We start from the raw sequence: 23023 nt of genomic DNA on the forward strand, positions 1-23023 counted from the left end.
GTCACATTTGTTGTGACCGTGGCCGTGATTGGGGCTTGAAACGGGTTAAAAGCTGTCTTTTTGGGCTCGAATTTCGGCGAATACGGACACGGGATCAGAGTTTTCCATGCCCAGATGGGCCTGAATCGCCGGATCAGTGGCCCTTAGAAACGGATTTGCCGCCTTTTCCAGGCCCAAAAGCGAGGGTACCGTGGGTTCTCCGGCAGCGCGGGCGCGATTAATATCGGCCACGCGGTCAAGCAAGGCTGGGTTGTTGGGATCGATGGTCAGGGCGAACTTGGCGTTTGCCTGTGTGTATTCGTGGCCTGAGCACACGATTGTTTCATCGGGCAGGGCCGCCAACTTGCTGAGAGAGGCCCACATTTGCGCAGGCGTGCCCTCGAACAATCGTCCACATCCCAGCGCCATCAGGCTGTCAGCGGTGAATACAACGCCAGTTTGGGGCATGTAGAATGCAATGTGCCCAATTGTATGACCGGACACATCAAGAACCTCGACCGGCTCACCGCCGATATAAAAAGTGTCACCTTCAACCACCGCCTGATCAAGTTTTGGCAACCGATGCTCATCTGCTTTTGCGCCGATCACACGCGCGGGCTGTTTCGCTAGAATGCCGCTCAGCCCGTCCACATGATCCCAATGATGATGGGTCAGCAACACATGGCTTAGCTGCCAGCCGCGCGAATCCAGTTCAGCCAGAATCGGAGCTGCCTCTGGCGCATCGATCAAGGCAGTCTCACCGCTGGCCGGATCATGGGCGAGAAAGGCGTAATTATCGCTGAGGCAAGGAATGGTAACGATCTCAAGAGGCATGGCCTTTTGCCCTTTCATTGCTAGACTGCGCCCAGCTAAGCCGATTGACCGGGTGTCCGCAATGCATCTTGATGTGCAGGATCTGAGGAATTTCTACTATCGCAGCACCCTGGGTCGCGCGGCCCAGGCAGCGATCCGTGGTCGGTTGGTGGATCTTTGGCCCGAAGCCAAAGGGCAAACTGTGGTCGGATTTGGTTTTGCCGTACCTTTATTGCGGCCTTACCTCAAAGATGCGCGTCGTGTGATTGGTCTTATGCCTGGTCCGCAGGGTGTAATGCCATGGCCTGCGGGGATGCCCAATGTTTCCGTTCTGACCGAAGAGACGATGTGGCCAATCGAAACTGGCCATGTGGATAAACTCGTGGTGATGCATGGTTTGGAAACTTCAAACCGACCCAGCCAATTGCTGGAAGAATGCTGGCGCGTTCTGGGGCCCGGAGGGCGTGTGCTATTTGTCGTACCGAACCGGGCCGGGCTTTGGTCGCGCTCAGACCGGACGCCGTTTGGCTTTGGGCAGCCCTATTCAACGACCCAATTGGAAAACCAATTGCGCGCGCACCACTTCGTCCCGGAAAACCATTGCTCGGCGCTTTACCTGCCGCCTTCGTTCCGTCGGTTCTGGCTAAAATCGGGCAGCCTGATCGAGAAGACTGGACAACGCATCCCAACCGTCATGGCCGGAGGCGTGCTTATGGTTGAGGCCAGTAAACTCATTCGTCCGCCTAGCGGGAGCGTTACTAAAGACACCGCGAAGCGCCCGATCAAAGCGTTGGATGGTTTGTTAAAGCCTGCGTGACAGTCCGGCGCATTTTGAAAGGAAAAAATGCGGGAAAAAGGTCACAGGAATCGCAAAAACCTGCATATTCGTAACATTTTTCAACTGCCCCAATCGGTCCAAAGGGTCGCACTTGGGTTAAGTGTATGAAAAATAATAATTTGTGGATAAAACTGTTACCGCTATAGCGTATTGCTTGGTTGGAACACCTCTGCTACATCCCCGGTGATTTTGATCCCCGCCCTAAATGGACGGGGTTTCCTCACGCCCCAAGGTAGCGGCCGCTACTCAAAATCGGGGCCTCAAATATCGGAAGGGTGGACGTGTCCGAACCAGCTTCGATTTCCACTGGCATCGCCGAGCGCTATGCCACCGCGATCTTCGAGATCGCTAAAGAGAATAATGACCTTGCAGGTCTGGAAACCGGAATCAACGATCTGGCAGCAGCATTGAGTGACAGCGCTGAATTGCGCGACCTGATCGCATCGCCTTTGGTTTCGCGCGCCGAACAGGAAAGCGCAATCACCGCTGTTGCGGACAAGATGGGCCTGCATGCCATCCTGCGCAATACGCTGGGTCTGATGGCGCAGAAACGTCGTCTGTTCGTTGTACCGCAACTGGTGCAGGTTCTGCGCGACATGCTGGCTGACGAGCGTGGCGAGGTGACCGCCGATGTCGCCTCGGCCAAGGCGCTCACCAAGACCCAAATGGATAAACTGTCCAAGACGCTGTCCGAGCGTGTGGGCAAGACCGTGACAATCAATGCGACCGTTGATGAAAGCCTCATCGGCGGTCTTGTCGTTAAAGTGGGCTCGAAAATGATCGATAGCTCGATCCGTTCGAAGCTGAACTCCCTACAGAATGCAATGAAAGAGGTCGGATAAATGGGAATCCAAGCTGCAGAGATTTCTGCAATCCTGAAGGACCAGGTCAAGAATTTTGGTCAGGAAGCCGAAGTGGCCGAGATCGGCCGCGTGCTGAGCGTCGGTGACGGGATTGCCCGTGTATACGGCCTGGACAATGTGCAAGCCGGTGAGATGGTCGAATTCCCCGGCGGCATCATGGGTATGGCGCTGAACCTGGAAAGCGACAACGTCGGTGTTGTTATCTTCGGTTCTGACCGTGACATCAAAGAAGGTGACACTGTTAAGCGCACCAACTCGATCGTGGACGTTCCGATCGGTGACGAGTTGCTGGGCCGCGTTGTTGACGGTCTGGGCAACCCGCTGGACGGCAAAGGCCCGATCAACGCGACCAAGCGTGGCGTTGCAGACGTTAAAGCGCCGGGCATCATTCCGCGTAAATCGGTTCACGAGCCGATGGCAACGGGCCTGAAATCGGTTGACGCAATGATCCCAATCGGCCGTGGCCAGCGTGAGCTGATCATTGGTGACCGTCAGACCGGTAAAACCGCCGTTGCTCTGGACGCGATCCTGAACCAGAAAGTTTACAACGACGCAGCAGGCGACGACGAGTCGAAGAAGCTGTACTGCGTGTACGTTGCGATCGGTCAGAAGCGTTCGACCGTTGCTCAGCTGGTGAAGAAACTGGAAGAGTCCGGCGCGATCGACTACTCGATCGTTGTGGCGGCAACCGCGTCCGACCCGGCACCGATGCAGTTCCTTGCACCTTACGCCGCAACCGCGATGGCCGAATACTTCCGCGACAACGGCCGCCATGCGCTGATCATCTATGATGACCTGTCGAAGCAGGCTGTGTCCTATCGTCAGATGTCGCTGCTGCTGCGCCGTCCACCCGGACGTGAAGCCTATCCTGGCGACGTTTTCTACCTCCACTCGCGTCTGTTGGAACGTTCGGCAAAGCTGAACGAAGACTTCGGTGCGGGCTCGCTGACCGCTCTGCCGGTTATCGAAACTCAAGGTGGTGACGTTTCGGCGTTTATTCCGACCAACGTGATCTCGATCACCGACGGCCAGATCTTCCTGGAAACCGAACTGTTCTATCAGGGTATCCGCCCCGCCGTGAACACCGGTCTGTCGGTTTCGCGTGTGGGCTCCTCGGCTCAGACCGACTCGATGAAGTCGGTTGCCGGTCCAGTTAAGTTGGAACTGGCTCAGTACCGCGAAATGGCTGCCTTTGCGCAGTTTGGTTCTGACCTCGACGCCGCGACCCAGCAGCTGCTGAACCGTGGTGCGCGTCTGACCGAGCTGATGAAACAGCCGCAGTACTCGCCGCTGACCAACGCTGAAATCGTCTGCGTAATTTTCGCCGGTACCAATGGTTACCTCGATAAGATCGACGTGTCCGATGTTGGTCGTTACGAAGCTGGCCTGCTGGCGCATCTGCGTGGCAAGCACGCGGATCTGCTTCAGTGGATCACGGACGAAGATCCCAAGATCAAGGGTGACGCTTCCGACAAGATCAAGGCTGCGCTGGACGAATACGCCGCAACCTTCGCTTAAGGGAGAGGCGGGCATATGCCAAATCTTAAGGACCTTAAAAACAGGATCGAGTCGGTCAAATCGACCCGCAAGATCACCAAGGCCATGCAGATGGTCGCGGCTGCAAAACTGCGTCGCGCCCAGGAATCTGCCGAAGCCTCGCGTCCCTATGCCGAGCGGTTCAATGCCGTGATGGCGGGGCTGGCGGCTTCGGTCGGGGGCAGCGACAGCGCCCCCAAGCTGCTCCGTGGCACGGGCAGTGATGATGTCCATCTGCTGGTTGTCATGACAGCTGAACGCGGCCTGTGTGGCGGCTTCAACTCGAACATCGCCAAGCTCGCTCGCCAAAAGGCGGACGAGTTGCGCGCCAAAGGCAAGACGGTCAAGGTTTTGACCGTCGGCAAAAAAGGTCGCGACGCGCTCAAGCGTGATTTTAGCGATCTGTTCGTTGGACATATCGACCTGAGCGAGGTCAAGCGTCTGGGGTATTCCAACGCGCAAGACATCGCCAAGGACGTCCTGTCCCGCTTTGACGGGAGTGAGTTCGACGTTGCCACGATCTTCTACTCGAAGTTCGTCAACGTTGTGACCCAGATCCCGACGGCACAGCAGGTCATCCCCGCCTCGTTCGAAGACGAAGCGACGGGTGACGACAGCGGTGCGGTATTCGACTACGAGCCCAGCGAAGAGGCCATCCTGGCCGACCTGCTGCCCAAGGGGGTTGCCACCGCGATCTTCTCGGCTCTGCTCGAAAACGGAGCGTCTGAACAGGGTGCACGGATGTCCGCAATGGACAACGCGACACGCAACGCGGGTGAGATGATCGACAAGCTGACGATCCAGTTCAACCGCTCGCGTCAGGCCGTGATCACCAACGAGCTGATTGAAATTATTTCCGGCGCCGAAGCGCTGTAGAGACATACCGGAGACGAAACATGGCGAATGCAAAAGGCAAAGTCACACAGATCATCGGGGCCGTCGTCGACGTGCACTTCGAAGATCAGCTGCCTGAAATTCTGAACGCGCTGGAAACCACCAACAACGGCAAGCGCCTGGTGTTGGAAGTTGCTCAGCACCTGGGTGAAAACACCGTCCGTACCATCGCGATGGACGCGACCGAGGGTCTGGTCCGCGGCGAAGCCGTGACCGACACTGGTGCACCGATCTCGGTTCCGGTTGGTAACGCCACTCTGGGCCGCATCCTGAACGTGGTTGGCGAGCCGATCGACGAAAAAGGCCCGGTTGAAGCAACCGAAGCCCGTGCGATCCACCAGCCCGCACCGACTTTTGACGAACAATCGACCGAGTCGGAAGTTCTGGTAACCGGCATCAAGGTTGTTGACCTGCTGGCCCCATACGCCAAAGGCGGTAAGATCGGCCTGTTCGGCGGCGCCGGCGTTGGTAAAACCGTTCTGATCATGGAACTGATCAACAACATCGCAAAAGTGCACTCGGGCTTCTCGGTGTTCGCGGGTGTTGGTGAACGGACCCGTGAAGGCAACGACCTGTACCACGAGATGATCGAATCGAACGTTATTAAACCGGACAACCTGTCGGAATCGCAGGTGGCCCTGGTTTACGGTCAGATGAACGAACCTCCGGGTGCGCGTGCGCGTGTTGCTCTGACCGGTCTGACCCTGGCCGAGCAGTTCCGCGACCAATCCGGTACTGACGTTCTGTTCTTCGTCGACAACATCTTCCGCTTCACGCAGGCGGGTTCCGAGGTTTCGGCTCTGCTGGGTCGTATTCCTTCGGCGGTGGGCTACCAGCCGACCCTGGCCACCGACATGGGTGCCCTGCAGGAACGCATCACCTCGACCAAGTCGGGCTCGATCACGTCCGTGCAGGCGATCTACGTGCCTGCGGACGACCTAACCGACCCGGCGCCAGCAACCTCGTTTGCTCACTTGGACGCGACCACCGTTCTTAACCGTGCGATCTCGGAAAAGGGTATCTACCCGGCGGTTGACCCGCTCGACTCGACCTCGCGTCTGCTCGACCCGGCCATCGTTGGTGAAGAGCACTACAAGGTCGCAACCGACGTTCAGCAGATTCTCCAGCGCTACAAGTCGCTGCAGGACATCATCGCCATCCTCGGCATGGACGAACTGTCGGAAGAGGACAAACTGACCGTGGCACGTGCCCGTAAGATCGAGCGCTTCCTGTCGCAGCCGTTCGACGTGGCCGAAGTCTTCACCGGTTCGCCGGGCGTTCAGGTTCCTCTGGATGTGACCATCGCGTCGTTCAAAGCGGTTGTTGCTGGCGAATACGATCACCTGCCCGAAGCGGCCTTCCTGATGGTTGGCGGCATCGAAGAAGTGATCGCCAAAGCGGAGAAGATGGCCGCAGAAGCCGCCTAAGGAGTATCCCTGATGGCAAACACGATGCAATTCGACCTCGTCAGCCCCGAGCGGAGCCTTGCTTCGCTCGAGGCCACCGCGGTCCAGATTCCCGGCGCGGACGGGGACATGACGGCAATGCCCGATCATGCCCCCACAATTACAACTCTGCGCCCGGGCATCCTGAAGGTCGAAGCACCCCAAGGCTCCAGCGAATACCTGGTCACCGGTGGGTTTGCTCAGATCAATGGTGATGGCCTGTCGGTTCTGGCCGAAAAGGCCATTCCGGTTGCCGAAGTAACACGTTCGCATCTGGACGATCTGATCGCCGAGGCCCGCACCTCGCACGAGGCGGCCAAGGCCGGTGACGATCAGACGATCGTCGACGATGCTGCCAAGTTGCTGGCTGACATGGAAGCCCTAGGAACGCATATGAGCCTGTAAGGGTTCATGACATTCTGATCACTTGGAACGGCCCTGTATACGCGGGGCCGTTTTTTTGTCGTGATTTTGCCATTCGCTGAAGTTAAGCTGCAGGAATTGAACAATAAAAGACGATAGATGAAAAAGTTTCAAACCCATCCCATCGGCATTGATCAGGGCGAGGAGGTCTTGTTTTCCGATTTCGCCGATGGTGGCGTGATGTGGACTGGTGAGGGCCCGCGAGAGCGTCGCGTAAGCGTCCGTTTTTCAGAAGTGTTCCGCTCTGTGCCAATCGTCCAGATAGGCGTGGTGCTTTGGGATGTGGATACGTCTTCCGCTTTACGCGCTGAAGTTCAGGCCGAAGATATAACGCCGGAAGGATTCAATGCGGTGTTTCGCACCTGGTCTGATACGCGTATCGCCAGAATTCGGGTGAATTGGACCGCAATTGGAGATGTTTCGCATGAAGACGATTGGGACATCTCGTGAAGCAGGCCTGTTCGTGACATAAGATTGCGCACCTTCGCGCGTCGTCCCATAAAGAAGACTGGCCACCCCAAATAGCGGCTAACGCAACCGGAGGATCATACAGGTGTTTGCAAGAGATCATATCGAATACGAAGCCTTGGACCTTCCGGATCGTATGGACTTGTCTGATGAAGAAATGCTGGCCGAAGCGCGAGCGTTCTACGACAAGATGAAACGCCGCCATACCGTGCGTGACTATTCGGACCGGCCCGTCGAGCGCACGGTCATCGAAGAGTGCATTCGCGCAGCCGGAACAGCGCCCTCAGGGGCCAATCATCAGCCCTGGCACTTTGTGGCCATCTCGAACCCTGAGATGAAACGCCGTATTCGGGAAGAGGCAGAAGCTGAGGAGCGCAGGTTTTATGAAGGCGGTGCCGGAGATGAATGGCTGAAGGCGCTTGAACCAATCGGGACTAACGATCAGAAGCCGCATCTGGAAGACGCACCGTGGCTGATAGTGATTTTCGCCCAACGTTGGGGTCATTTCGATGATGGAGATCGGTTCAAAAACTACTACGTGCCTGAAAGCACGGGCATTGCCACGGGCTTTTTGTTGACGGCGCTGCACCATGCAGGGCTGGTTTCACTGACCCACACACCCAACCCGATGAAGTTCCTGAATAAACTGCTAAACCGCCCTGATCATGAAAAGCCTATTATGATCGTAGCTGTAGGCCACCCGCAAGACGACGCGAAGGTGCCAAAAGTTGCAAAGATGAAAAAACCGTTGGAAGAAATCATGACGGTCGCCGAATAGGTAGGCCGTCATGAATTCAGACATTATCTATGGTAGCCAGCAGTTTTTTCGATCAATCCATATGATAAAGTGACTCGTAGATCGGCGTCAGTGTCTTGTCTTCGAACAAAGATGACACGCTGGTGCCATTCCAAATGTTCAGGATCGCCTGCGTAAAGATCGGCGCGGTGGGCACGATGCGGATATTGGCGGCCTTGTTGATCTCAGCCGTAGGCTGGATCGTGTCCGATAGGACCAGAGATTTCATCACCGAATTGGTCACACGTTCAACCGCCGGTCCACTCATGACACCGTGGGTGATGTAAGAGTGTACTTCCTTGGCGCCGTTATCCATCAGCACCTGGGCAGCTTTGCACAGAGTGCCAGCGGTATCGCAAATGTCATCGACAATCAGGCAGATTTTGTCTTTCACGTCACCAATGACAGTCATCTCGGCCACTTCGCCTGCCTTTTCGCGGCGTTTGTCAACGATCGAAAGGGGCGCATTGATGCGTTTGGCCAATTCACGGGCACGTGCAACACCGCCGACATCCGGCGAGACCACCATCAGGTCGTCCATCTGATCCTTGAATTGTTTCTTCACATCCAGGGCAAAGATCGGAGAGGCATAAAGGTTGTCCACCGGCATGTCGAAAAAGCCCTGAATCTGGGCTGCGTGCAGATCCATGGTTAGAATCCGTTCGATACCCGCACCAGTCAGCATGTTTGCCACCAGCTTGGCGCTGATTGGTGTGCGCGCCTTGGTGCGGCGGTCCTGACGGGCGTACCCGAAATACGGAATGACAGCGGTGATCCTGGCTGCGGATGAACGGCGCAGGGCATCTGCGATGATCAGCAGCTCCATCAGATTGTCATTGGCGGGGTTCGAGGTTGGTTGAACGATAAACATATCCTCACCGCGCACATTCTCGAAAACCTCGACGAAAATCTCTCCGTCGTTGAACCGTTCGACCCGTGCATCGACCAGCCCCTGGTCAACGCCGCGATGCAGGCTCATGCGACGTGCAATGGTTTCGGCAAGCGGAAGATTGGCGTTCCCAGCGATAAGCTTGGGTTCGTGAAGTGTCGGCATCGGCTGATTTTCCCCGGGCAGCAGTGGCAATGTGACAGATTCGTGATGTTGACACCGCTTAGCATGGGTCTACCGTCCCGCAAAGATAACGCAGCGGAGAAAGTGAACATGGCCCAGATTGACTACTTTTTTGCGACACTCTCGCCCTATTCCTATCTGGCGGGAATGCGCCTTGAAGAGATCGCGGCAAAACACGGTGCGACGATCAACTATAAACCATTGGATATTGTTGCCCTGTTCGGCCGGACAGGTGGAACGCCACCAAAAGACCGACATATATCTCGCATCGAATACCGCGGGCAGGAATTAGTGCGCCAAGCGCGTAATCTGGATATGCCGTTGAACCTGCAGCCTGCGCACTGGCCGACGAACATGGCACCGTCCTCTTACGCTGTGATCGCAGCAGTACAGGATGGATCAGGTGATGTGGGTAAACTTTGCCATTCCTTCTTGCGTGCCTGCTGGGCAGAAGAAAAGGACATCTCTGATGATGGCGTGATCCGGGATTGCTTGGAACAGGCAGGATTTAGTCCAAATCTAGCTGATAGTGGCCTGTTGGTAGGTGCGGAAACCTACGCCGCAAATCTGGAAGAAGCCGTGGACCGGGGTGTTTTCGGGGCACCTTTCTACATCACACCGGACGATCAGAGGTTCTGGGGACAGGACCGTCTTGATGATCTGGACAAGCATCTGGCTGAGATGAAATAGCCGGGGCAGGGAGGCACGGCTACAAGAGGTTCAGAAACCGATCGATCTGGTCGGTTTCGATGGACCAGTCACAGACAAGGCGGCAGGCCAGCATCTCGTCTTCGTCGACACCGTCCAACGTATCGCCCCACAGGTGATAAACGGCGCCGGCCTCGTGCAGGCGCTTGTGTTGGCTGCGAGGAAAGCTTGCGAAAATCATGTTTGCCTGGGGTTCATGCAGGAATTCTGCCCCGACTGCCCGCAGACCACCCGCCAATCGCGCGCAATTGGCATTCGCTTTGCGAGCTGATTTCAGCCACAGGTCATCCTGCAGATAAGCAGCCATCTGGGCCGACAGATAACGGTGCTTGGAAAACAGGTGCGCCCCGCGCTTGCGCCGCAGCTCGAACTCCCAAGCTTTGCTTTCGTCGAAGAAGATTACGGCCTCGACACCCATCAGCCCGTTTTTGGTGCCGCCAAAGCTGACTGCGTCAACACCAGATTTCCACGTCATCTCTGCCGGTGAGCAATTCAAAGCGACCAGAGCGTTAGTGAAGCGTGCACCATCCATATGCACCGGCAACCCATACTTCTTGGCAACGCCACACAAGGCTTGAAGTTCGGCAAGCGAGTAAACCGAGCCACGCTCGGTCACCTGAGTGATCGAGACAGGCCCGCGCTGCGGACCATGCACGCCGCGGGTTTCTTCCCCCTCAATGGACTTGGTCAATGCTTCGGGGGTCATCTTGTCGCCACCCGGCACCAGAGTCAGTTTCGCGCCGGTGTAGAATTCGGGGGCATTGCACTCATCCTCATGGATATGAGCAACGGGTGAACAGAACACGGTTTCCCACGGCTTGCTCAGCGTTGCCAACGCCAGTGAATTCGCTGCCGTTCCCGTAGCGACCAGATAAACTGCCGCACCCGGTGCTTCGAAAATGCCGCGGATTTGGTCGCGCACTTCGTTCATCAAGGTGTCGGCGCCATAAGCCATCTGATAGCCCTGATTGGCTTCGGCCAATGCGGCCAGAACTTCGGGATGAACAGGCCCGGAATTATCAGAGGCAAAATGCATTAATTCGGCTCCTCGATGATGTAGTCTTCCCACTCTTCCATGGGCGTTTCGAATTCAGATACGGTTCGCCGCTGCACGGAGACTCCGGCGGTGTGAACGCTTTCAGGCGTACCTGATAGCAAAGGGTGCCAGTCGTAAAGCGGTTTGCCTTCCCAGAGCAGTCGATAGGCGCAAGTCTGGGGCAGCCAATAGGCATGGTTGTCGATGTTATCGGGTGTCATGACGATGCATTCGGGCACGAATTGGTGGCGGATATCATATTGGGTGCACCGGCAAGTTTCGTCATCCAGCAGGCGACAGGCAACACAGGTCAATGCGACCTCGCCCGTATCTTCGTCTTCCAGCTTGTTAAGACAGCATTTGCCGCAACCATCACACAGGGCCTCCCACTCACGCTGGTTCATCTTGCGCAGCGGCTTGCGTTCCCAGAATCGGGGCGCGAGGCCAGCTCGATCGATTGGATCCGTAGTCATGTACTGGCCAGTATCTCTCTCGCGCGCGCGCAATCGGCATCCATCTGCGAGATCAACCCGTCAAGGCCGTCGAATGTCATTTCGGGCCGCAGATAGTCGACCAGACCAACGGACAGCGTGGCACCGTAAAGATCACCTGAGAAATTGAACAGAAATGTCTCGATGTTAGGAACCTCGCCTTGGAACATGGGCCGGGTCCCGACCGATGCCGCCCCGTGATAGCTGCCCTGATGCGGGCCATCCAGGACGTCGACCAAAACTGCATAAACGCCGAATCTCGGAGGGTGTAGTCCTTCGATCGACATATTGGCTGTCGGGTACCCCAACTCTCGTCCGCGTTGCTCGCCTCCGACGACCTCACCCTCGATCCGGTGCCAGTGCCCCAGCATTGTTGCCGCATCGCGCGGGCGCCCCTCTGACAGAGCTGTCCGGATCGCAGTCGACGAAACCACATTCTCGGTGCGCTCCAACAGGGGCGCGATTGTCACACCGAACCCCATCTCTTCGCCAAAGCGAACCAGGTCCTGAGGGTTACCGCTGCGCCCTTTGCCAAAACAAAAATCGGCACCCACGACAACATGAGAAAGCCCCAGACCATCGCATATGACATTTCTCGCAAAAGCTTCGGGCGTCATACCCGCGAGCGTTGAATTAAAAGGCAGTTCATAAAGCTTCTGCACGCCGAGTTTTTCCAGCCGGTGCGCGCGTGCATTGCCGCGCATCAGACGAAAGGGCGGTGCCTCTGGGGAAAAATACTCTCGTGGATGCGGCTCAAATGTCATGACCCCCAGCGGCGCGTTCAATTCAGCATTGCGCGCCAACTCGATGACGGATTGATGGCCAAGATGAACACCGTCAAAGTTCCCGATGGCGACACTTGCGCCTCGGTCTTCTGGTTCAACAAACTGGAAGTCCCGGATGATATGCATGCGGCTTGCCTAGCGGGACTGCCCGTCAGGTTCAAGCCGCAGTTCGGTTAAGGTGGATTATCAGTCGAACTTGCGGCTCGGAGCCAGCACCATGGCCTCACCCACCAACACTTTCTTTCCGTCAACTGCGCAGTGGCAATCCAGTTTCACCCGACGTTTGGCAAAATCGATATCGATCACCTTGACCTCGGCATAAACCATGTCGCCCGGACGCACCGGCGCCAGAAATTTAAGCGATTGTCCCATGTACACGGTTCCATGTCCGGGCAGCTGCTCTCCGATCACGGCAGAGATCAGGCCGGCGGTCAGCATGCCATGCGCAATGCGCCCTTCGAAAATCGTATCGCGGGCATAGTCATCATCCAGATGAACCGGATTCCGGTCGGTCGATACTTGAGCGAACATCTCGATATCTTCATCGGTCACGACTTTGCGCAAGTGCCGTGACATGCCCATTTCGATGTCTTCGATGCAAATCGTTCCGCGCGGAAGGTTGTCCAACATGCTGCCCTCATTCGAGATCGAAAGAGCAACAAAAGACCATCATCTGCCGCTCGTCGGCAACTTTATTACTTCGCAGTTGCAGAAAATCAAGTCTTTTTTGCTATCTCAGGCGACCAATCGAATAGGTTGGATTGATCTGTTCCTTCTCGTTATGAGCTTTCAACGCGTCTTCGTCTGGATGATGTGATGTTTTGGTTTCTGCGGCTGCCAAACCGCCGGTGATGAAGAGGGTATCAATGCCTTCCCCCATGCCTCCAGCGATATCTGTTTGCGGCCCGTCCCCTATGGCAAGTATTTCAGAATCCGACACATCAACCCCAATCGCCTGCAACCTGCGCCGGGCCAGATCGTAGATCGGCGGGTGTGGCTTACCGAAATATAGGCTTTCACCACCCATCTCGGTATAAAGTCGGGCCAAAGCACCTGCGCACCATTCGCGCGTTTCGCCTCGGTCCACCACGATGTCCGGATTTGCGCAGAGCAGTTTCATCCCTTTCTGCTTGGCATAAAGAAAGTCGGGCCGGTTCACATCTGGGTCCGCCATCGGGTCGAACGGGCCGCAACACACGATGCCTTCGGCCGCGTCCAGCGGAACGCGTTCAATGTGGATCGGATGATCCAGCAGTTTCAGGGGTTCAAAAAAACCGGCATCCCGCTGCCATTCCCCCATGAAGTAGACTTTTTCGCCAATCGCCCCGCGAAACATCGCTGAACGCGCCGAATCACCGCTGGTTGCAATCGTGTCATAGGAATCTGCCGGCACATTGAAATGTAAAAGCTGCTCGGCAACCCCGGCCCGAGGCTTGGGGGAATTGGTTACAAGAACCACCGTGCCACCACGTTGACGATAAGCTTGCAGTGCCGCGACGGCCTCTGGGTAGGCAGTTATCCCATTATGAACGCAACCCCACAAATCAACAAACAGCGCTTTGTAGCGGTCAGAGATTTCAGCGAGTGAAGAAACGATCTGGGTCATGGCGCGCCTCGTGCAGCAGGGAATGCGAGATGTCAAAGCCTATGGCAGAGCGTGGCGCAATTGGCCAGAGGTGCAGCCCAAGGCGGAGCGGCCGAAATCAACCCCCCTTGTTCATCTGGCCAAAAATATCTCGGAGCACGAGGCAGAGCCTCGCAAAAAAAAGCGCCCGGTTTCGGGCGCCTTTGATGATCTAAATTCAAACCTTGAGGTTCGGAATGATCTGCTTTTTCCGGCTCATCACGCCGGGCAACACAACCGCGTCACCGTCCACGGTTGCGCCAAAGCTCTTCTCAGCGACGCTTTTCACCAGATCATTTGGAACCAATAGCGTCGCTTCTTCGTTCAAAATATCGACCACGAACAGCAACACCTGATCAACGCCGTCTTCCTTGGCCACATCAGCCATCGAGCTTACGATGCTGTCCTTGCGATCCAGCACGACACCGGGGGCAGTGGTTTCCAGAACCGAGACCCGGAACTTGGTGCCGTCGACTTCGTATTCTTTGCTGTCCATGCGGATCAGTTCGGCGTCCGAGAATGACGATACATCCGATTTTGCTGCAAACATGTCGGCGGCGTAGGCCGAGACATCCAGACCAAGTTCAGCCGCCAGTTTCTCAGCCACGGCGCGGTCGTGCGCGGTGGTTGTGGGTGAGCGGAATTCCAGTGTGTCCGACAGGATGCAGGTCAGCGCGGCACCTTTGATCGCGTCGGGCATCTTGGCGGCGTCGTCACCCATCAGGTCGACCATGATGGTTGCCGTGCAGGCCAGCGGGCGCACAGTGATGTCGATGGGGCCTTTGGTTTCAAGCCCGCCAACCAGTTTGTGGTGGTCGATTATGGCGCGGATATCGGCGCTGTTGATGCTGGCGGGCAGCTCGGCCGGATTGTTGGTGTCGACGATGACAACCGGTGCATCCTCGGCCACGTCCTCGATGATTTGCGGCTTGAGCAGGTCCCAACGCTCAAGCATAAAGGCGGCTTCGGTGTTGGGTTCGCCTAGCAAAACGGGCTGTGCCTGTTCACCTTTCACTTCGTTCAGATACCACGACCACAGGATTGGAGAGCCGGTGGAATCGGTGTCGGGAGATTTGTGGCCAAAAACTAGCGTTGTCATGTCTCGTGTCCTGAAGAATATGGATTTGCGCGCCTTATAGGGTGGTCAAACACGGTTGTCACCCGGAAGCAAACTTGCTGCGACCCTTGGTCTGAAAACCTAGAATTCAGCGCGTTCCAGTGTATATCCGGCTTGATGTAGCTGGTTCAGTAAGCCGTAGTCGTTGCTCAGATGTCCGGCCCCGACAGCGATCACCGCGGTCTGATCCTTCAGGTCCAGAATCTTTTCCATCCAGTTGGCGTTGCGTTGCACCAGAAGCTGATCCTCGAACCCTTTCCATTCGGCGTTAAACTCTTCTGGTGTCATCCCTGAAGCTTCAAGTCCCTGAATTTTCGCAAGCTCAATGATCGCGGCGTGCTGCTCTTCGATATAGGCGTTCGCCATGGTGATCATTTGGTCGTCCCCGGCCTGCAGCGCCCCGGCCAGCCTGGTCAGTGACGCCACTTGTTCCTCCAGAGGATGGCTGTCGAACATGGCGATCAGATCCTCGATCCGCTCTAGCGAATACTGGGGTATCCCGTGTTGTTCGGCCAGTTCCGTCAGGCGCGTGTCCATGCCGCGATCAAAGTCTGGGGTATTCATCAGGCAAGGCGGAATGCCCAACATCATGCTTAGAAACCAAGGGCGCATCTTGGCGGCCATCCAGGCGGGAATGCCACGCTCGGCCAGAGTCGCGGACAGCGCTGTCCAATCTTCTTCCGACATCAGGTCAATCAAAGTGGGGCCGGACGTAATCAGGACCGGGCTGAAATCATCGGCCAGATCTTTTTCGAACGCGTCCATTTCGTCCTGCGTGACCTCGAAGAAAAACGCGTCGGCCTGACTCAGAGCTGGCTCCAAGCGCTCGACCACGGGTGCCATGCGGGGGTCGCTGGTGTGGAGGGTGCCGATCAGGTGCAAGACGGTCCCGTCTTTTGTCGCGATCCAGTGGTTGCCCTCCGGAAACGGAATGTCACTGATTGTCTTCTCGAGATCAGCTTGACTTTCGGCCGACAGGTCAAGCCTAAGATCTCTCCCTTCGCAGGCCGCATGGGCGGTAATCGGAAGCAAAAGGCCGAGACAAAAGCTGAGCAAGCGCATATGGAACCTTCCGGAAATGGCGAATATGACCAAGACGTACTCCTGCCTTCTTGTAAGTTGCAATGTAGTTTGTCTTCAAACCGTGGCTGGCAATCCGCGCGAAACTACATAGCATAGCGTTATGAAGCTCGAGCAGGATCTCTATCCACCCATCAAAGCCTTGTTGGAACGTCAGGGATATACCGTGAAAGGTGAGGTTGGCGCCGCCGATATTGTTGCTCTGCGGGATGGGCAGGAGCCGGTGATCGTGGAACTCAAGCTGCGCTTCAGTCTCGCGCTGTTTCACCAAGCCATCACACGACTGAAAATAACCGATCAGGTCTATATTGGGGTCTGTAAACCAAAAGGCCGGGTAGCGAGACGGGCGTTGAAGGATAATCTGGCGCTGTGCCGCCGCCTGGGATTGGGCCTGATCACCGTGCGCTCTGATGGAGCGGTCGAGGTTCAATGCGATCCCGGCCCCTATGCGCCGCGCAAGGATAAGGTCAGGGCTAAGCGATTGCTGCGCGAGTTTGAAAGGTTGCAGGGCGATCCCAATGCGGGCGGTGCCACGCGTCATGGGATCGTAACGGCCTATCGGCAAGATGCGCTAAAATGCGCGGCCCATCTGGCAGAGAACGGAGCGGGCAAGGGGGCCGATGTCGCAAAGGCCACTGGCGTAAGTGCGGCGACACGTTTGATGTACGACAATCATTACGGCTGGTTCGAAAAAGTGGAAAAGGGCGTCTACGCGCTGTCTGAGGCAGGGCAAGAAGGTCTGAAACACTGGGCGTACAGCTGGGATCAGCCAGACTAGGTGCCTTGTTCTTGCCTGCTTATCGCGCCAGGCAAAAAAATCTTTCACATATTGTTGACTCGCTTCCTGCAACTCCCTAGCTATGCGTCGTTATCACTCATGAGACCCGAGTGCTAACGCCTCGTCAGTCGGCGAGGGGAGGATAACAAACTTTGAGCCCAAGGAGCTGCAAAGATGGCATTGAAACCGCTTCATGACCGTGTGCTGGTTCGTCGCGTAGAAAGCGAAGAGAAAACCGCAGGCGGACTGATCATTCCCGACAGCGCAAAAGAAAAGCCCAGCGAAGGCGAAGTCGTTGCAACCGGCGAAGGCGCGCGCAAGGACAGCGGCGAACTGATCGCGATGGCTGTAAAAGCTGGCGACAAGATCCTGTTCGGCAAATGGTCGGGCACCGAGGTTCAGGTCAACGGCGAAGAGCTGCTGATGATGAAAGAAAGCGACATCATGGGGATCATCGAGTAAGCGCACCCGCTTTCTCTGATCTTCATTTCAACAGATATTCTCAAGGAGAGACAACATGTCTGCAAAGGACGTCAAGTTTGACACCGATGCCCGTAACCGCATGCTGGCCGGTGTAAATGTTCTGGCCGATGCTGTTAAAGTGACCCTGGGCCCGAAAGGCCGCAACGTGGTTCTGGACAAATCCTTTGGCGCGCCGCGCATCACCAAAGACGGTGTTTCGGTTGCCAAGGAAATCGAACTGGAAGACAAGTTCGAAAACATGGGCGCGCAGATGGTGAAAGAAGTCGCCAGCCGCACCAATGACGAAGCCGGCGACGGCACCACCACCGCAACCGTTCTAGCCCAAGCCATCGTTCGCGAAGGTCTGAAGCAGGTTGCTGCTGGCCTGAACCCGATGGACCTGAAGCGCGGCATCGACCTGGCAACTGCCAAGGTTGTCGAAGGCATCAAAGACGCTTCGCGTGAAGTCAAAGACTCGGCAGAAGTTGCTCAGGTTGGCACCATCTCGGCCAACGGCGAAGCCGAAATCGGCCAGCAGATCGCAGACGCGATGCAGAAGGTTGGCAACGAAGGCGTTATCACCGTCGAAGAAAACAAAGGTCTGGAAACCGAGACCGATGTTGTCGAAGGTATGCAGTTCGACCGTGGCTACCTGTCGCCTTACTTCGTCACCAACGCAGACAAGATGATCGCAGAACTCGACGACTGCATGATCCTGCTGCACGAAAAGAAACTGTCCTCGCTGCAGCCGATGGTTCCGCTGCTCGAGCAGGTGATCCAGTCGCAGAAGCCGCTGCTGATCATCGCGGAAGACGTTGAAGGCGAAGCGCTGGCGACCCTCGTGGTCAACAAACTGCGCGGCGGCCTGAAAATTGCTGCTGTCAAAGCACCGGGCTTCGGCGACCGCCGCAAAGCCATGCTGCAGGACATCGCGATCCTGACCGGCGGTCAGGTGATCTCGGAAGATCTGGGCATGAAGCTCGAGTCTGTCACCATGGACATGCTGGGCACCGCCAAGAAAATCGAAATCACCAAAGACGAAACCACCATCGTGGACGGTGCTGGCGAGAAAGCCGAGATCGAAGCACGTGTTGCTCAGATCCGCACTCAGATCGAAGAAACCTCGTCGGATTACGACCGTGAGAAGCTGCAAGAGCGCGTTGCCAAACTGGCAGGCGGTGTTGCCGTTATCCGCGTTGGCGGCATGACCGAAGTTGAAGTGAAAGAGCGTAAGGACCGTGTGGACGATGCTCTGAACGCAACCCGCGCTGCCGTTCAGGAAGGCGTTGTTGTGGGCGGTGGTGTTGCTCTGGTTCAGGCCGGTAAAGCACTGGAAACTCTGGAAGGTGCAAACGCTGACCAGAACGCAGGTATCAACATCGTTCGTAAGGCAATCGAAGCGCCTCTGCGCCAGATCGCCGAGAACGCTGGTGTCGACGGTGCGGTTGTTGCTGGCAAAGTTCGCGAAAGCGACGACGCAGCATTCGGCTTCAACGCTCAGACCGAAGAATATGGCGACATGTTCTCGTTCGGTGTGATCGACCCGGCCAAAGTTGTCCGTACCGCTCTGGAAGATGCGGCATCGGTTGCGGGCCTGCTGGTCACCACCGAAGCAATGGTTGCCGATAAGCCCGCCAAAGAAGGCGCGGCACCTGCCGGCGGCATGCCCGACATGGGCGGCATGGGCGGCATGATGTAAGCTGCTTAAGCCTTAGTGCTTATTTATGGGGTCGCCTTTGGGCGGCCCCGTTTTTTTGTTCGGAACACCGTTGTGCCTTCGTACCATCGGCGACAGAACGTTCTGATCCGAGGAGGATCGGGATTGGTTTGGCAATCGGGAATGTAGTGTGCAAATCCCTTTGAAACGGCTATGCGGTTGATATGCGACTGTTTCTTCTGACCGCTTTAACCATGTGCGCCTTCGCTGCGAATTCGATCCTGAACCGCCTTGCTATCGACAGTGGCGCAAGTGATCCGGCGGGATTTGCCATCATCCGGGTTTTGGCTGGTGCCTTGGTTTTAACGGTATTGGTGGCGCTTCGGGGTAGCTCGATCCCTGTTTTTAATCGTCGACGTATTGTTGGGGCCGGGTCACTGTCGCTTTATATGATCGGGTTTTCAGTAGCTTATCTGACGCTTGATGCCGGGCTTGGTGCGCTGATCCTGTTCGGGGTTGTGCAAATTACCATGTTTGCGATTGGTGCTATGACCGGTTCTGCACCCACGTTGAGACAGATATTGGGTGCCGGTATTGCGCTTGGTGGACTGGTGTTTGTTCTTTGGCCTGCTGGGACGGTTCAGGTCGACCCGACAGGGGCCGGCTTAATGACGGCTGCCGGGGTCGGGTGGGCCATATATTCCATCGCGGGCCGGTCCGAACCAGATGCATTGTCGGGAACTGCAGCAAATTTCATCATGGCGTTGCCCGTCACGGGATTTGCCCTGTTCCTGCTGGGAAGCAATTGGCAAATGTCTCCGCTTGGCTATGGGCTGGCTGCGCTTTCCGGAGGCGTCACGTCCGGTCTCGGCTATGCGCTATGGTACCGTGTCGTGCCACAGCTTTCACCGGCGGTGGCCGCGATCGTGCAACTCAGCGTTCCAGTTATCGCAATTGCTGCCGGGGTCATCCTGTTAGCCGAGATGGCAAGTCTAAGGCTTCTGCTCGGCGCCGGATTTGTACTCGGCGGCATCGCACTGGCGGTGCTGCGCCGGAACCGTGGCTAGGGGTTCCCTCGGCCTGGGTTAGGCCTTATCTGGCGTGTATGAAATTTCTTGCTGTTCTCCTCTTGTGCCTTATGCCTGCGGTGGCCAATGCGAAATGCGTGGTCCTTCTGCACGGCCTCGCGCGCACAGAGGCCTCGTTTACCGTCATGGAACAGCTTTTTCATGCGCATGGTTACACTGTGGTTCGTCCAGGTTACCCTTCGACAGACCTACCAATACCAGACCTCGCCAACCAGACTTTACCAGCTGCGTTCGCCGCCTGCGGGGAGGATACGGTTAACGTTGTAGCGCATTCGATGGGGGGCATTCTGCTGCGCTATTGGTTGCAGGACAACGACCCCGAGAATCTGGGACGCGTTGTCATGCTCGGACCTCCTAATCAGGGCAGCCAACTGGTAGACGAGCTTGGCGCCTGGGAGGTTTTCGGCTTTCTGAATGGCCCTGCAGGGCTTGCGTTGGGAACCGGACCAGAGGGTATTCCACGCCGCCTGCCGCCCGTGGAGTTCGATTTGGGGGTGATTGCAGGCGAGAACTCATTGAACCCATTGTTCTCGTCTCTGATCGATGGTCCAGATGACGGCAAGGTATCGATAGAGACCACAAAGGTTGAGGGTATGGCTGATCACATCGTCTTGCCGGTAACGCATACGTTCATGATGAACAACCCGCGGGTCATGGCGCAGACCCTGCATTTCATCGAATTCGGACAGTTCGATCCACAAATCACCTGGCTTGACGGGGTGATGGATATCATCGACCAGATCTGTCTTGGGGAAGATTGCTCGGAACCGGACTCGGAGCCCACTCAATGAACTCATTGGAACTGACATTGACCGGCGCGAATGTTCTGTTGCCCGGCGAAGGGGTGTCGCGTGCTGAACTGACGATCGCCGAAGGTACCATTCAATCCGATAGGGCAGGGCGGCAGATTGATTTGTCAGGATACCTCATCCTGCCTGGCATCATTGATTTGCATGGCGACGGTTTTGAACGTCACATCGCGCCCCGGCGCGGTGCCATGAAGCAGATGGCAGAGGGCATTTTATCGGTCGAGGCGGAACTGGCCGCGAATGGAATAACCACAGCTGTTCTGGCGCAGTTCCACAGTTGGGAAGGCGGCGTGCGCGGGCCCGAGTTTGCTGGTCAGGTTTTTGACGCCATCGCTGCGGTTCGGGATGATGTTGTAACCCAACTGATCCCTCAACTGCGCTTCGAAACCCATATGCTGGACGACTATGACGGGCTGCCCGAACGTATCGCGGATTGGCAGGTGCCTTATGTGGTTCTGAATGATCATCTACCTCATGACCGGCTGGCTGAGGGGCGAAAACCACCCCGCTTGACGGGGCAGGCACTGAAGGCGGGACGGAATCCCGAAGTGCATTTTGAGATGCTGAAGGCAATGCACAACCGCAGCGCCGAGGTGCCAGCAGCACTGGACAGCCTTTGCACTGTCCTTGCGAACCGAGGAATTCGGCTCGGCAGCCATGATGATACAACGCCGCAGGATCGTGCTGAGTGGCGCGAGCGCGGGGTGATGATCTCGGAATTTCCGGAAACGCTGGAAGCCGCCGAATGTGCCCGGGCGGGCGGAGATCACATCATCCTCGGCTCACCCAATGTTGTGCGGGGCGGCTCACATAAGGGAAATGCCAGCGCGGTGGATCTGATCTCGATGGGTTTGTGTGATGCATTGGCATCGGATTACCACTACCCCAGCCCGCGCCGCGCTGCGCTGATGTTGGTAAAATCTGGCCTGCTGGATATTGCGAGCGCCTGGGCGCTTGTCTCGTCCGGTCCCGCGCGGGTTTTAGGCCTGAAGGATCGCGGAACGTTACAGCCCGGATATCGTGCTGATCTGGTGATACTCGATGCGACAACCCACAAAGTCGCCGCCACACTATCAGGCGGGTGTGTCAGCTATATGTCCGGTAGTATCGCAACACGTTTCTTGAGCTGATCCCGGCTTCATCTGGCTAAAAATACCTCCGCCGGAGGCATCGCGCTTAAGCGCGATCACCTCATCGCGAAATCCGGTTGAAATGCCCCATCTTGCGGCCGGCCTTGACCTCGGCCTTGCCATAGAGATGCAGTGCTACGTCCCGTTCGCGTGAAAGCTCGGGTACGCGGTCCATGTCATGCCCGATCAAATTCTCCATCACGACGTCCGAGTGGCGCTGACCGTCGCCCAAAGGCCAACCGGCCACGGCGCGAATATGTTGTTCAAACTGATCCACGGCGCAGCCGTTCTGGGTCCAGTGACCCGAGTTATGAACGCGCGGCGCGATTTCATTCACGATCAATCCTTGTGGCGTCACAAACAATTCGACACCCATGACGCCGACATAATCCAGCGCGTTGAGAATGTTGGCGGCCAGCAATACCGCATCTGTCCGCTGCGCCGGAGACAGGCGTGCCGGTATTGTGGTCGTGTGCAGGATACCATCGCGATGGACGTTCTCTCCAGGATCGAAACAGGCAACTTGCCCGTCCAGACCGCGTGCTGCGATGACCGAAACCTCGTGGCTGAAGTCCACAAACCCTTCCAGTATGGACGGCGCGCCCGCCATATCGGCCAGTGCCGCCCCGGCATCTTCGGGTACGCGCAGCCGGGCCTGACCTTTACCGTCATAGCCGAAGCGGCGGGTTTTCAGGATGGCGGGGGTGCCAATGTCATCAATTGCGGCGCGCAAGCTGTCCAAATCGGAGATGTCTGCAAAGGGCGCGGTTTGCAGGCCTAAGCCTTGTAGAAATGTCTTTTCGGTCAAGCGGTCCTGACTGACCCGCAACGCCTCTCGACCCGGGTGAATGGGGCGGTGTGCCTCAAGCAGATCCAGCGCCTGGGTGGGGATGTTTTCAAACTCGTAGGTGATCACGTCCACCGACTCCGCAAAGGCCTTCAATGCGTCGGCGTCATCATAGGCGGCGGTCGTCACCTGATTTGCAACTTGACCGGCCGGAGGATTTGCGCCCGGCTCGAATATGTGGGACTTGAACCCCAACCGTGCAGCCGCGATCGAGAGCATCCTGCCCAGCTGACCGCCCCCCAATATCCCGATTGTCGCACCGGGCGTAAGCATATCTGACATCG

The 23023-nt window shown here is 56.7% G+C and carries 25 protein-coding genes; 15 read left to right on the top strand and 10 right to left on the bottom strand.

The genetic code is table 11. The annotated features are described in order from the left end of the window. Positions 1 to 45 precede the first annotated feature (45 nt). Entirely contained in the window at positions 46 to 813 is a 768-nt protein-coding gene (gene gloB, locus ACRZ9U_RS03095) for a hydroxyacylglutathione hydrolase (protein ID WP_480901295.1), read from the bottom strand. Positions 814 to 874: 61 nt separating this feature from the next. On the opposite strand from gloB, the gene ACRZ9U_RS03100 reads away from it, so the two are divergent. The 8 genes from ACRZ9U_RS03100 (at position 875) to ACRZ9U_RS03135 (ending at position 8037) form a co-directional block, all read left to right on the top strand. Beyond that, complete coding sequence (locus tag ACRZ9U_RS03100; RefSeq protein ID WP_170401881.1) at positions 875 to 1609, top strand: methyltransferase domain-containing protein; 735 nt, start codon at positions 875 to 877, stop codon at positions 1607 to 1609. A 302-nt stretch (positions 1610 to 1911) separates the two neighbouring features. Beyond that, a complete protein-coding gene (locus ACRZ9U_RS03105; RefSeq protein WP_480901296.1) occupies positions 1912 to 2472 on the top strand; it encodes a F0F1 ATP synthase subunit delta in 561 nt (186 codons plus the stop codon). After that, a complete protein-coding gene (gene atpA / locus ACRZ9U_RS03110; RefSeq protein ID WP_480901297.1) occupies positions 2473 to 4011 on the top strand; it encodes a F0F1 ATP synthase subunit alpha in 1539 nt (512 codons plus the stop codon). 15 nt (positions 4012 to 4026) lie between these two features. Then, positions 4027 to 4905, top strand: a complete 879-nt coding sequence (locus ACRZ9U_RS03115; RefSeq protein WP_170401874.1) for a F0F1 ATP synthase subunit gamma — start codon at positions 4027 to 4029, stop codon at positions 4903 to 4905. 20 nt (positions 4906 to 4925) lie between these two features. Beyond that, on the top strand, positions 4926 to 6350 hold the full coding sequence (gene atpD, locus ACRZ9U_RS03120; RefSeq protein ID WP_039537698.1) for a F0F1 ATP synthase subunit beta: 1425 nt from the start codon (positions 4926 to 4928) through the stop codon (positions 6348 to 6350). Positions 6351 to 6362: 12 nt separating this feature from the next. Further along, on the top strand, positions 6363 to 6773 hold the full coding sequence (locus ACRZ9U_RS03125) for a F0F1 ATP synthase subunit epsilon (protein ID WP_170401872.1): 411 nt from the start codon (positions 6363 to 6365) through the stop codon (positions 6771 to 6773). Between the two features lie 117 nt (positions 6774 to 6890). After that, positions 6891 to 7241, top strand: a complete 351-nt coding sequence (locus tag ACRZ9U_RS03130; RefSeq protein WP_170401869.1) for an H-type lectin domain-containing protein — start codon at positions 6891 to 6893, stop codon at positions 7239 to 7241. A gap of 103 nt (positions 7242 to 7344) precedes the next feature. Continuing rightward, a complete protein-coding gene (locus tag ACRZ9U_RS03135) occupies positions 7345 to 8037 on the top strand; it encodes a nitroreductase family protein (protein ID WP_170401865.1) in 693 nt (230 codons plus the stop codon). Positions 8038 to 8089: 52 nt separating this feature from the next. Here ACRZ9U_RS03135 and ACRZ9U_RS03140 read toward each other — a convergent pair whose 3' ends face one another. After that, positions 8090 to 9109 (bottom strand): ribose-phosphate pyrophosphokinase, encoded by a 1020-nt coding sequence (locus ACRZ9U_RS03140; RefSeq protein ID WP_170392433.1) that lies wholly within the window; start codon positions 9107 to 9109, stop codon positions 8090 to 8092. A gap of 108 nt (positions 9110 to 9217) precedes the next feature. Between ACRZ9U_RS03140 and ACRZ9U_RS03145 the strand changes: the two genes are divergently transcribed. After that, entirely contained in the window at positions 9218 to 9817 is a 600-nt protein-coding gene (locus ACRZ9U_RS03145; protein WP_170401862.1) for a 2-hydroxychromene-2-carboxylate isomerase, read from the top strand. A 19-nt stretch (positions 9818 to 9836) separates the two neighbouring features. Here ACRZ9U_RS03145 and ACRZ9U_RS03150 read toward each other — a convergent pair whose 3' ends face one another. The 7 genes from ACRZ9U_RS03150 to ACRZ9U_RS03180 form a co-directional block, all read right to left on the bottom strand. Then, on the bottom strand, positions 9837 to 10871 hold the full coding sequence (locus ACRZ9U_RS03150; protein WP_170401858.1) for a threonine aldolase family protein: 1035 nt from the start codon (positions 10869 to 10871) through the stop codon (positions 9837 to 9839). Next, positions 10871 to 11344, bottom strand: coding sequence for a YcgN family cysteine cluster protein (locus ACRZ9U_RS03155; protein ID WP_170512517.1), 474 nt, complete (start codon positions 11342 to 11344; stop codon positions 10871 to 10873). The genes ACRZ9U_RS03150 and ACRZ9U_RS03155 overlap by 1 nt, the downstream gene beginning before the upstream one ends. Continuing rightward, positions 11341 to 12273 (bottom strand): bifunctional riboflavin kinase/FAD synthetase, encoded by a 933-nt coding sequence (locus ACRZ9U_RS03160; protein WP_170392424.1) that lies wholly within the window; start codon positions 12271 to 12273, stop codon positions 11341 to 11343. The genes ACRZ9U_RS03155 and ACRZ9U_RS03160 overlap by 4 nt, the downstream gene beginning before the upstream one ends. A 60-nt stretch (positions 12274 to 12333) precedes the next feature. Then, a complete protein-coding gene (locus tag ACRZ9U_RS03165; RefSeq protein WP_074736482.1) occupies positions 12334 to 12777 on the bottom strand; it encodes a MaoC family dehydratase in 444 nt (147 codons plus the stop codon). 100 nt (positions 12778 to 12877) lie between these two features. Then, positions 12878 to 13753 (bottom strand): TIGR01459 family HAD-type hydrolase, encoded by an 876-nt coding sequence (locus ACRZ9U_RS03170; protein ID WP_170392423.1) that lies wholly within the window; start codon positions 13751 to 13753, stop codon positions 12878 to 12880. A 196-nt stretch (positions 13754 to 13949) separates the two neighbouring features. Further along, entirely contained in the window at positions 13950 to 14870 is a 921-nt protein-coding gene (locus ACRZ9U_RS03175; protein ID WP_170735587.1) for a manganese-dependent inorganic pyrophosphatase, read from the bottom strand. Positions 14871 to 14969: 99 nt separating this feature from the next. Then, positions 14970 to 15950, bottom strand: coding sequence for a TraB/GumN family protein (locus ACRZ9U_RS03180; RefSeq protein WP_170401850.1), 981 nt, complete (start codon positions 15948 to 15950; stop codon positions 14970 to 14972). A gap of 121 nt (positions 15951 to 16071) precedes the next feature. Between ACRZ9U_RS03180 and ACRZ9U_RS03185 the strand changes: the two genes are divergently transcribed. The 6 genes from ACRZ9U_RS03185 (at position 16072) to ACRZ9U_RS03210 (ending at position 21892) form a co-directional block, all read left to right on the top strand. Further along, a complete protein-coding gene (locus ACRZ9U_RS03185; protein ID WP_170401847.1) occupies positions 16072 to 16746 on the top strand; it encodes a DUF2161 family putative PD-(D/E)XK-type phosphodiesterase in 675 nt (224 codons plus the stop codon). A gap of 174 nt (positions 16747 to 16920) precedes the next feature. Then, the gene (gene groES / locus ACRZ9U_RS03190) at positions 16921 to 17208 is read left to right on the top strand and encodes a co-chaperone GroES (RefSeq protein ID WP_010441779.1); all 288 of its coding nucleotides are present in this window, start codon (positions 16921 to 16923) and stop codon (positions 17206 to 17208) included. 55 nt (positions 17209 to 17263) lie between these two features. Further along, a complete protein-coding gene (gene groL, locus ACRZ9U_RS03195) occupies positions 17264 to 18907 on the top strand; it encodes a chaperonin GroEL (protein ID WP_170392413.1) in 1644 nt (547 codons plus the stop codon). 182 nt (positions 18908 to 19089) lie between these two features. Then, the gene (locus ACRZ9U_RS03200) at positions 19090 to 19932 is read left to right on the top strand and encodes a DMT family transporter (protein ID WP_170401844.1); all 843 of its coding nucleotides are present in this window, start codon (positions 19090 to 19092) and stop codon (positions 19930 to 19932) included. Positions 19933 to 19970: 38 nt separating this feature from the next. Continuing rightward, a complete protein-coding gene (locus tag ACRZ9U_RS03205) occupies positions 19971 to 20744 on the top strand; it encodes an alpha/beta fold hydrolase (RefSeq protein ID WP_170401841.1) in 774 nt (257 codons plus the stop codon). After that, entirely contained in the window at positions 20741 to 21892 is a 1152-nt protein-coding gene (locus tag ACRZ9U_RS03210) for an alpha-D-ribose 1-methylphosphonate 5-triphosphate diphosphatase (protein ID WP_170401837.1), read from the top strand. Before ACRZ9U_RS03205 ends, ACRZ9U_RS03210 begins: the two co-directional genes overlap by 4 nt. 61 nt (positions 21893 to 21953) lie before the next feature. On the opposite strand, the gene ACRZ9U_RS03215 is transcribed toward ACRZ9U_RS03210, so the two are convergent. After that, the gene (locus tag ACRZ9U_RS03215; RefSeq protein WP_170401834.1) at positions 21954 to 23021 is read right to left on the bottom strand and encodes a 5-(carboxyamino)imidazole ribonucleotide synthase; all 1068 of its coding nucleotides are present in this window, start codon (positions 23019 to 23021) and stop codon (positions 21954 to 21956) included. Positions 23022 to 23023: the final 2 nt, after the last annotated feature.

The sequence above is a fragment of the Ruegeria sp. D7 genome (assembly GCF_056534355.1).

Bases quoted from the DNA above. Each gene is read 5' to 3' on its own strand.
- gloB (WP_480901295.1), bottom strand. From the start codon at position 813: ATGCCTCTTGAGATCGTTACCATTCCTTGCCTCAGCGATAATTACGCC.
- ACRZ9U_RS03100 (WP_170401881.1), top strand. From the start codon at position 875: ATGCATCTTGATGTGCAGGATCTGAGGAATTTCTACTATCGCAGCACC.
- atpA (WP_480901297.1), top strand. From the start codon at position 2,473: ATGGGAATCCAAGCTGCAGAGATTTCTGCAATCCTGAAGGACCAGGTC.
- ACRZ9U_RS03115 (WP_170401874.1), top strand. From the start codon at position 4,027: ATGCCAAATCTTAAGGACCTTAAAAACAGGATCGAGTCGGTCAAATCG.
- atpD (WP_039537698.1), top strand. From the start codon at position 4,926: ATGGCGAATGCAAAAGGCAAAGTCACACAGATCATCGGGGCCGTCGTC.
- ACRZ9U_RS03125 (WP_170401872.1), top strand. From the start codon at position 6,363: ATGGCAAACACGATGCAATTCGACCTCGTCAGCCCCGAGCGGAGCCTT.
- ACRZ9U_RS03130 (WP_170401869.1), top strand. From the start codon at position 6,891: ATGAAAAAGTTTCAAACCCATCCCATCGGCATTGATCAGGGCGAGGAG.
- ACRZ9U_RS03140 (WP_170392433.1), bottom strand. From the start codon at position 9,109: ATGCCGACACTTCACGAACCCAAGCTTATCGCTGGGAACGCCAATCTT.
- ACRZ9U_RS03145 (WP_170401862.1), top strand. From the start codon at position 9,218: ATGGCCCAGATTGACTACTTTTTTGCGACACTCTCGCCCTATTCCTAT.
- ACRZ9U_RS03150 (WP_170401858.1), bottom strand. From the start codon at position 10,871: ATGCATTTTGCCTCTGATAATTCCGGGCCTGTTCATCCCGAAGTTCTG.
- ACRZ9U_RS03155 (WP_170512517.1), bottom strand. From the start codon at position 11,344: ATGACTACGGATCCAATCGATCGAGCTGGCCTCGCGCCCCGATTCTGG.
- ACRZ9U_RS03160 (WP_170392424.1), bottom strand. From the start codon at position 12,273: ATGCATATCATCCGGGACTTCCAGTTTGTTGAACCAGAAGACCGAGGC.
- ACRZ9U_RS03165 (WP_074736482.1), bottom strand. From the start codon at position 12,777: ATGTTGGACAACCTTCCGCGCGGAACGATTTGCATCGAAGACATCGAA.
- ACRZ9U_RS03170 (WP_170392423.1), bottom strand. From the start codon at position 13,753: ATGACCCAGATCGTTTCTTCACTCGCTGAAATCTCTGACCGCTACAAA.
- ACRZ9U_RS03175 (WP_170735587.1), bottom strand. From the start codon at position 14,870: ATGACAACGCTAGTTTTTGGCCACAAATCTCCCGACACCGATTCCACC.
- ACRZ9U_RS03180 (WP_170401850.1), bottom strand. From the start codon at position 15,950: ATGCGCTTGCTCAGCTTTTGTCTCGGCCTTTTGCTTCCGATTACCGCC.
- ACRZ9U_RS03185 (WP_170401847.1), top strand. From the start codon at position 16,072: ATGAAGCTCGAGCAGGATCTCTATCCACCCATCAAAGCCTTGTTGGAA.
- groES (WP_010441779.1), top strand. From the start codon at position 16,921: ATGGCATTGAAACCGCTTCATGACCGTGTGCTGGTTCGTCGCGTAGAA.
- groL (WP_170392413.1), top strand. From the start codon at position 17,264: ATGTCTGCAAAGGACGTCAAGTTTGACACCGATGCCCGTAACCGCATG.
- ACRZ9U_RS03200 (WP_170401844.1), top strand. From the start codon at position 19,090: ATGCGACTGTTTCTTCTGACCGCTTTAACCATGTGCGCCTTCGCTGCG.
- ACRZ9U_RS03205 (WP_170401841.1), top strand. From the start codon at position 19,971: ATGAAATTTCTTGCTGTTCTCCTCTTGTGCCTTATGCCTGCGGTGGCC.
- ACRZ9U_RS03210 (WP_170401837.1), top strand. From the start codon at position 20,741: ATGAACTCATTGGAACTGACATTGACCGGCGCGAATGTTCTGTTGCCC.
- ACRZ9U_RS03215 (WP_170401834.1), bottom strand. From the start codon at position 23,021: ATGTCAGATATGCTTACGCCCGGTGCGACAATCGGGATATTGGGGGGC.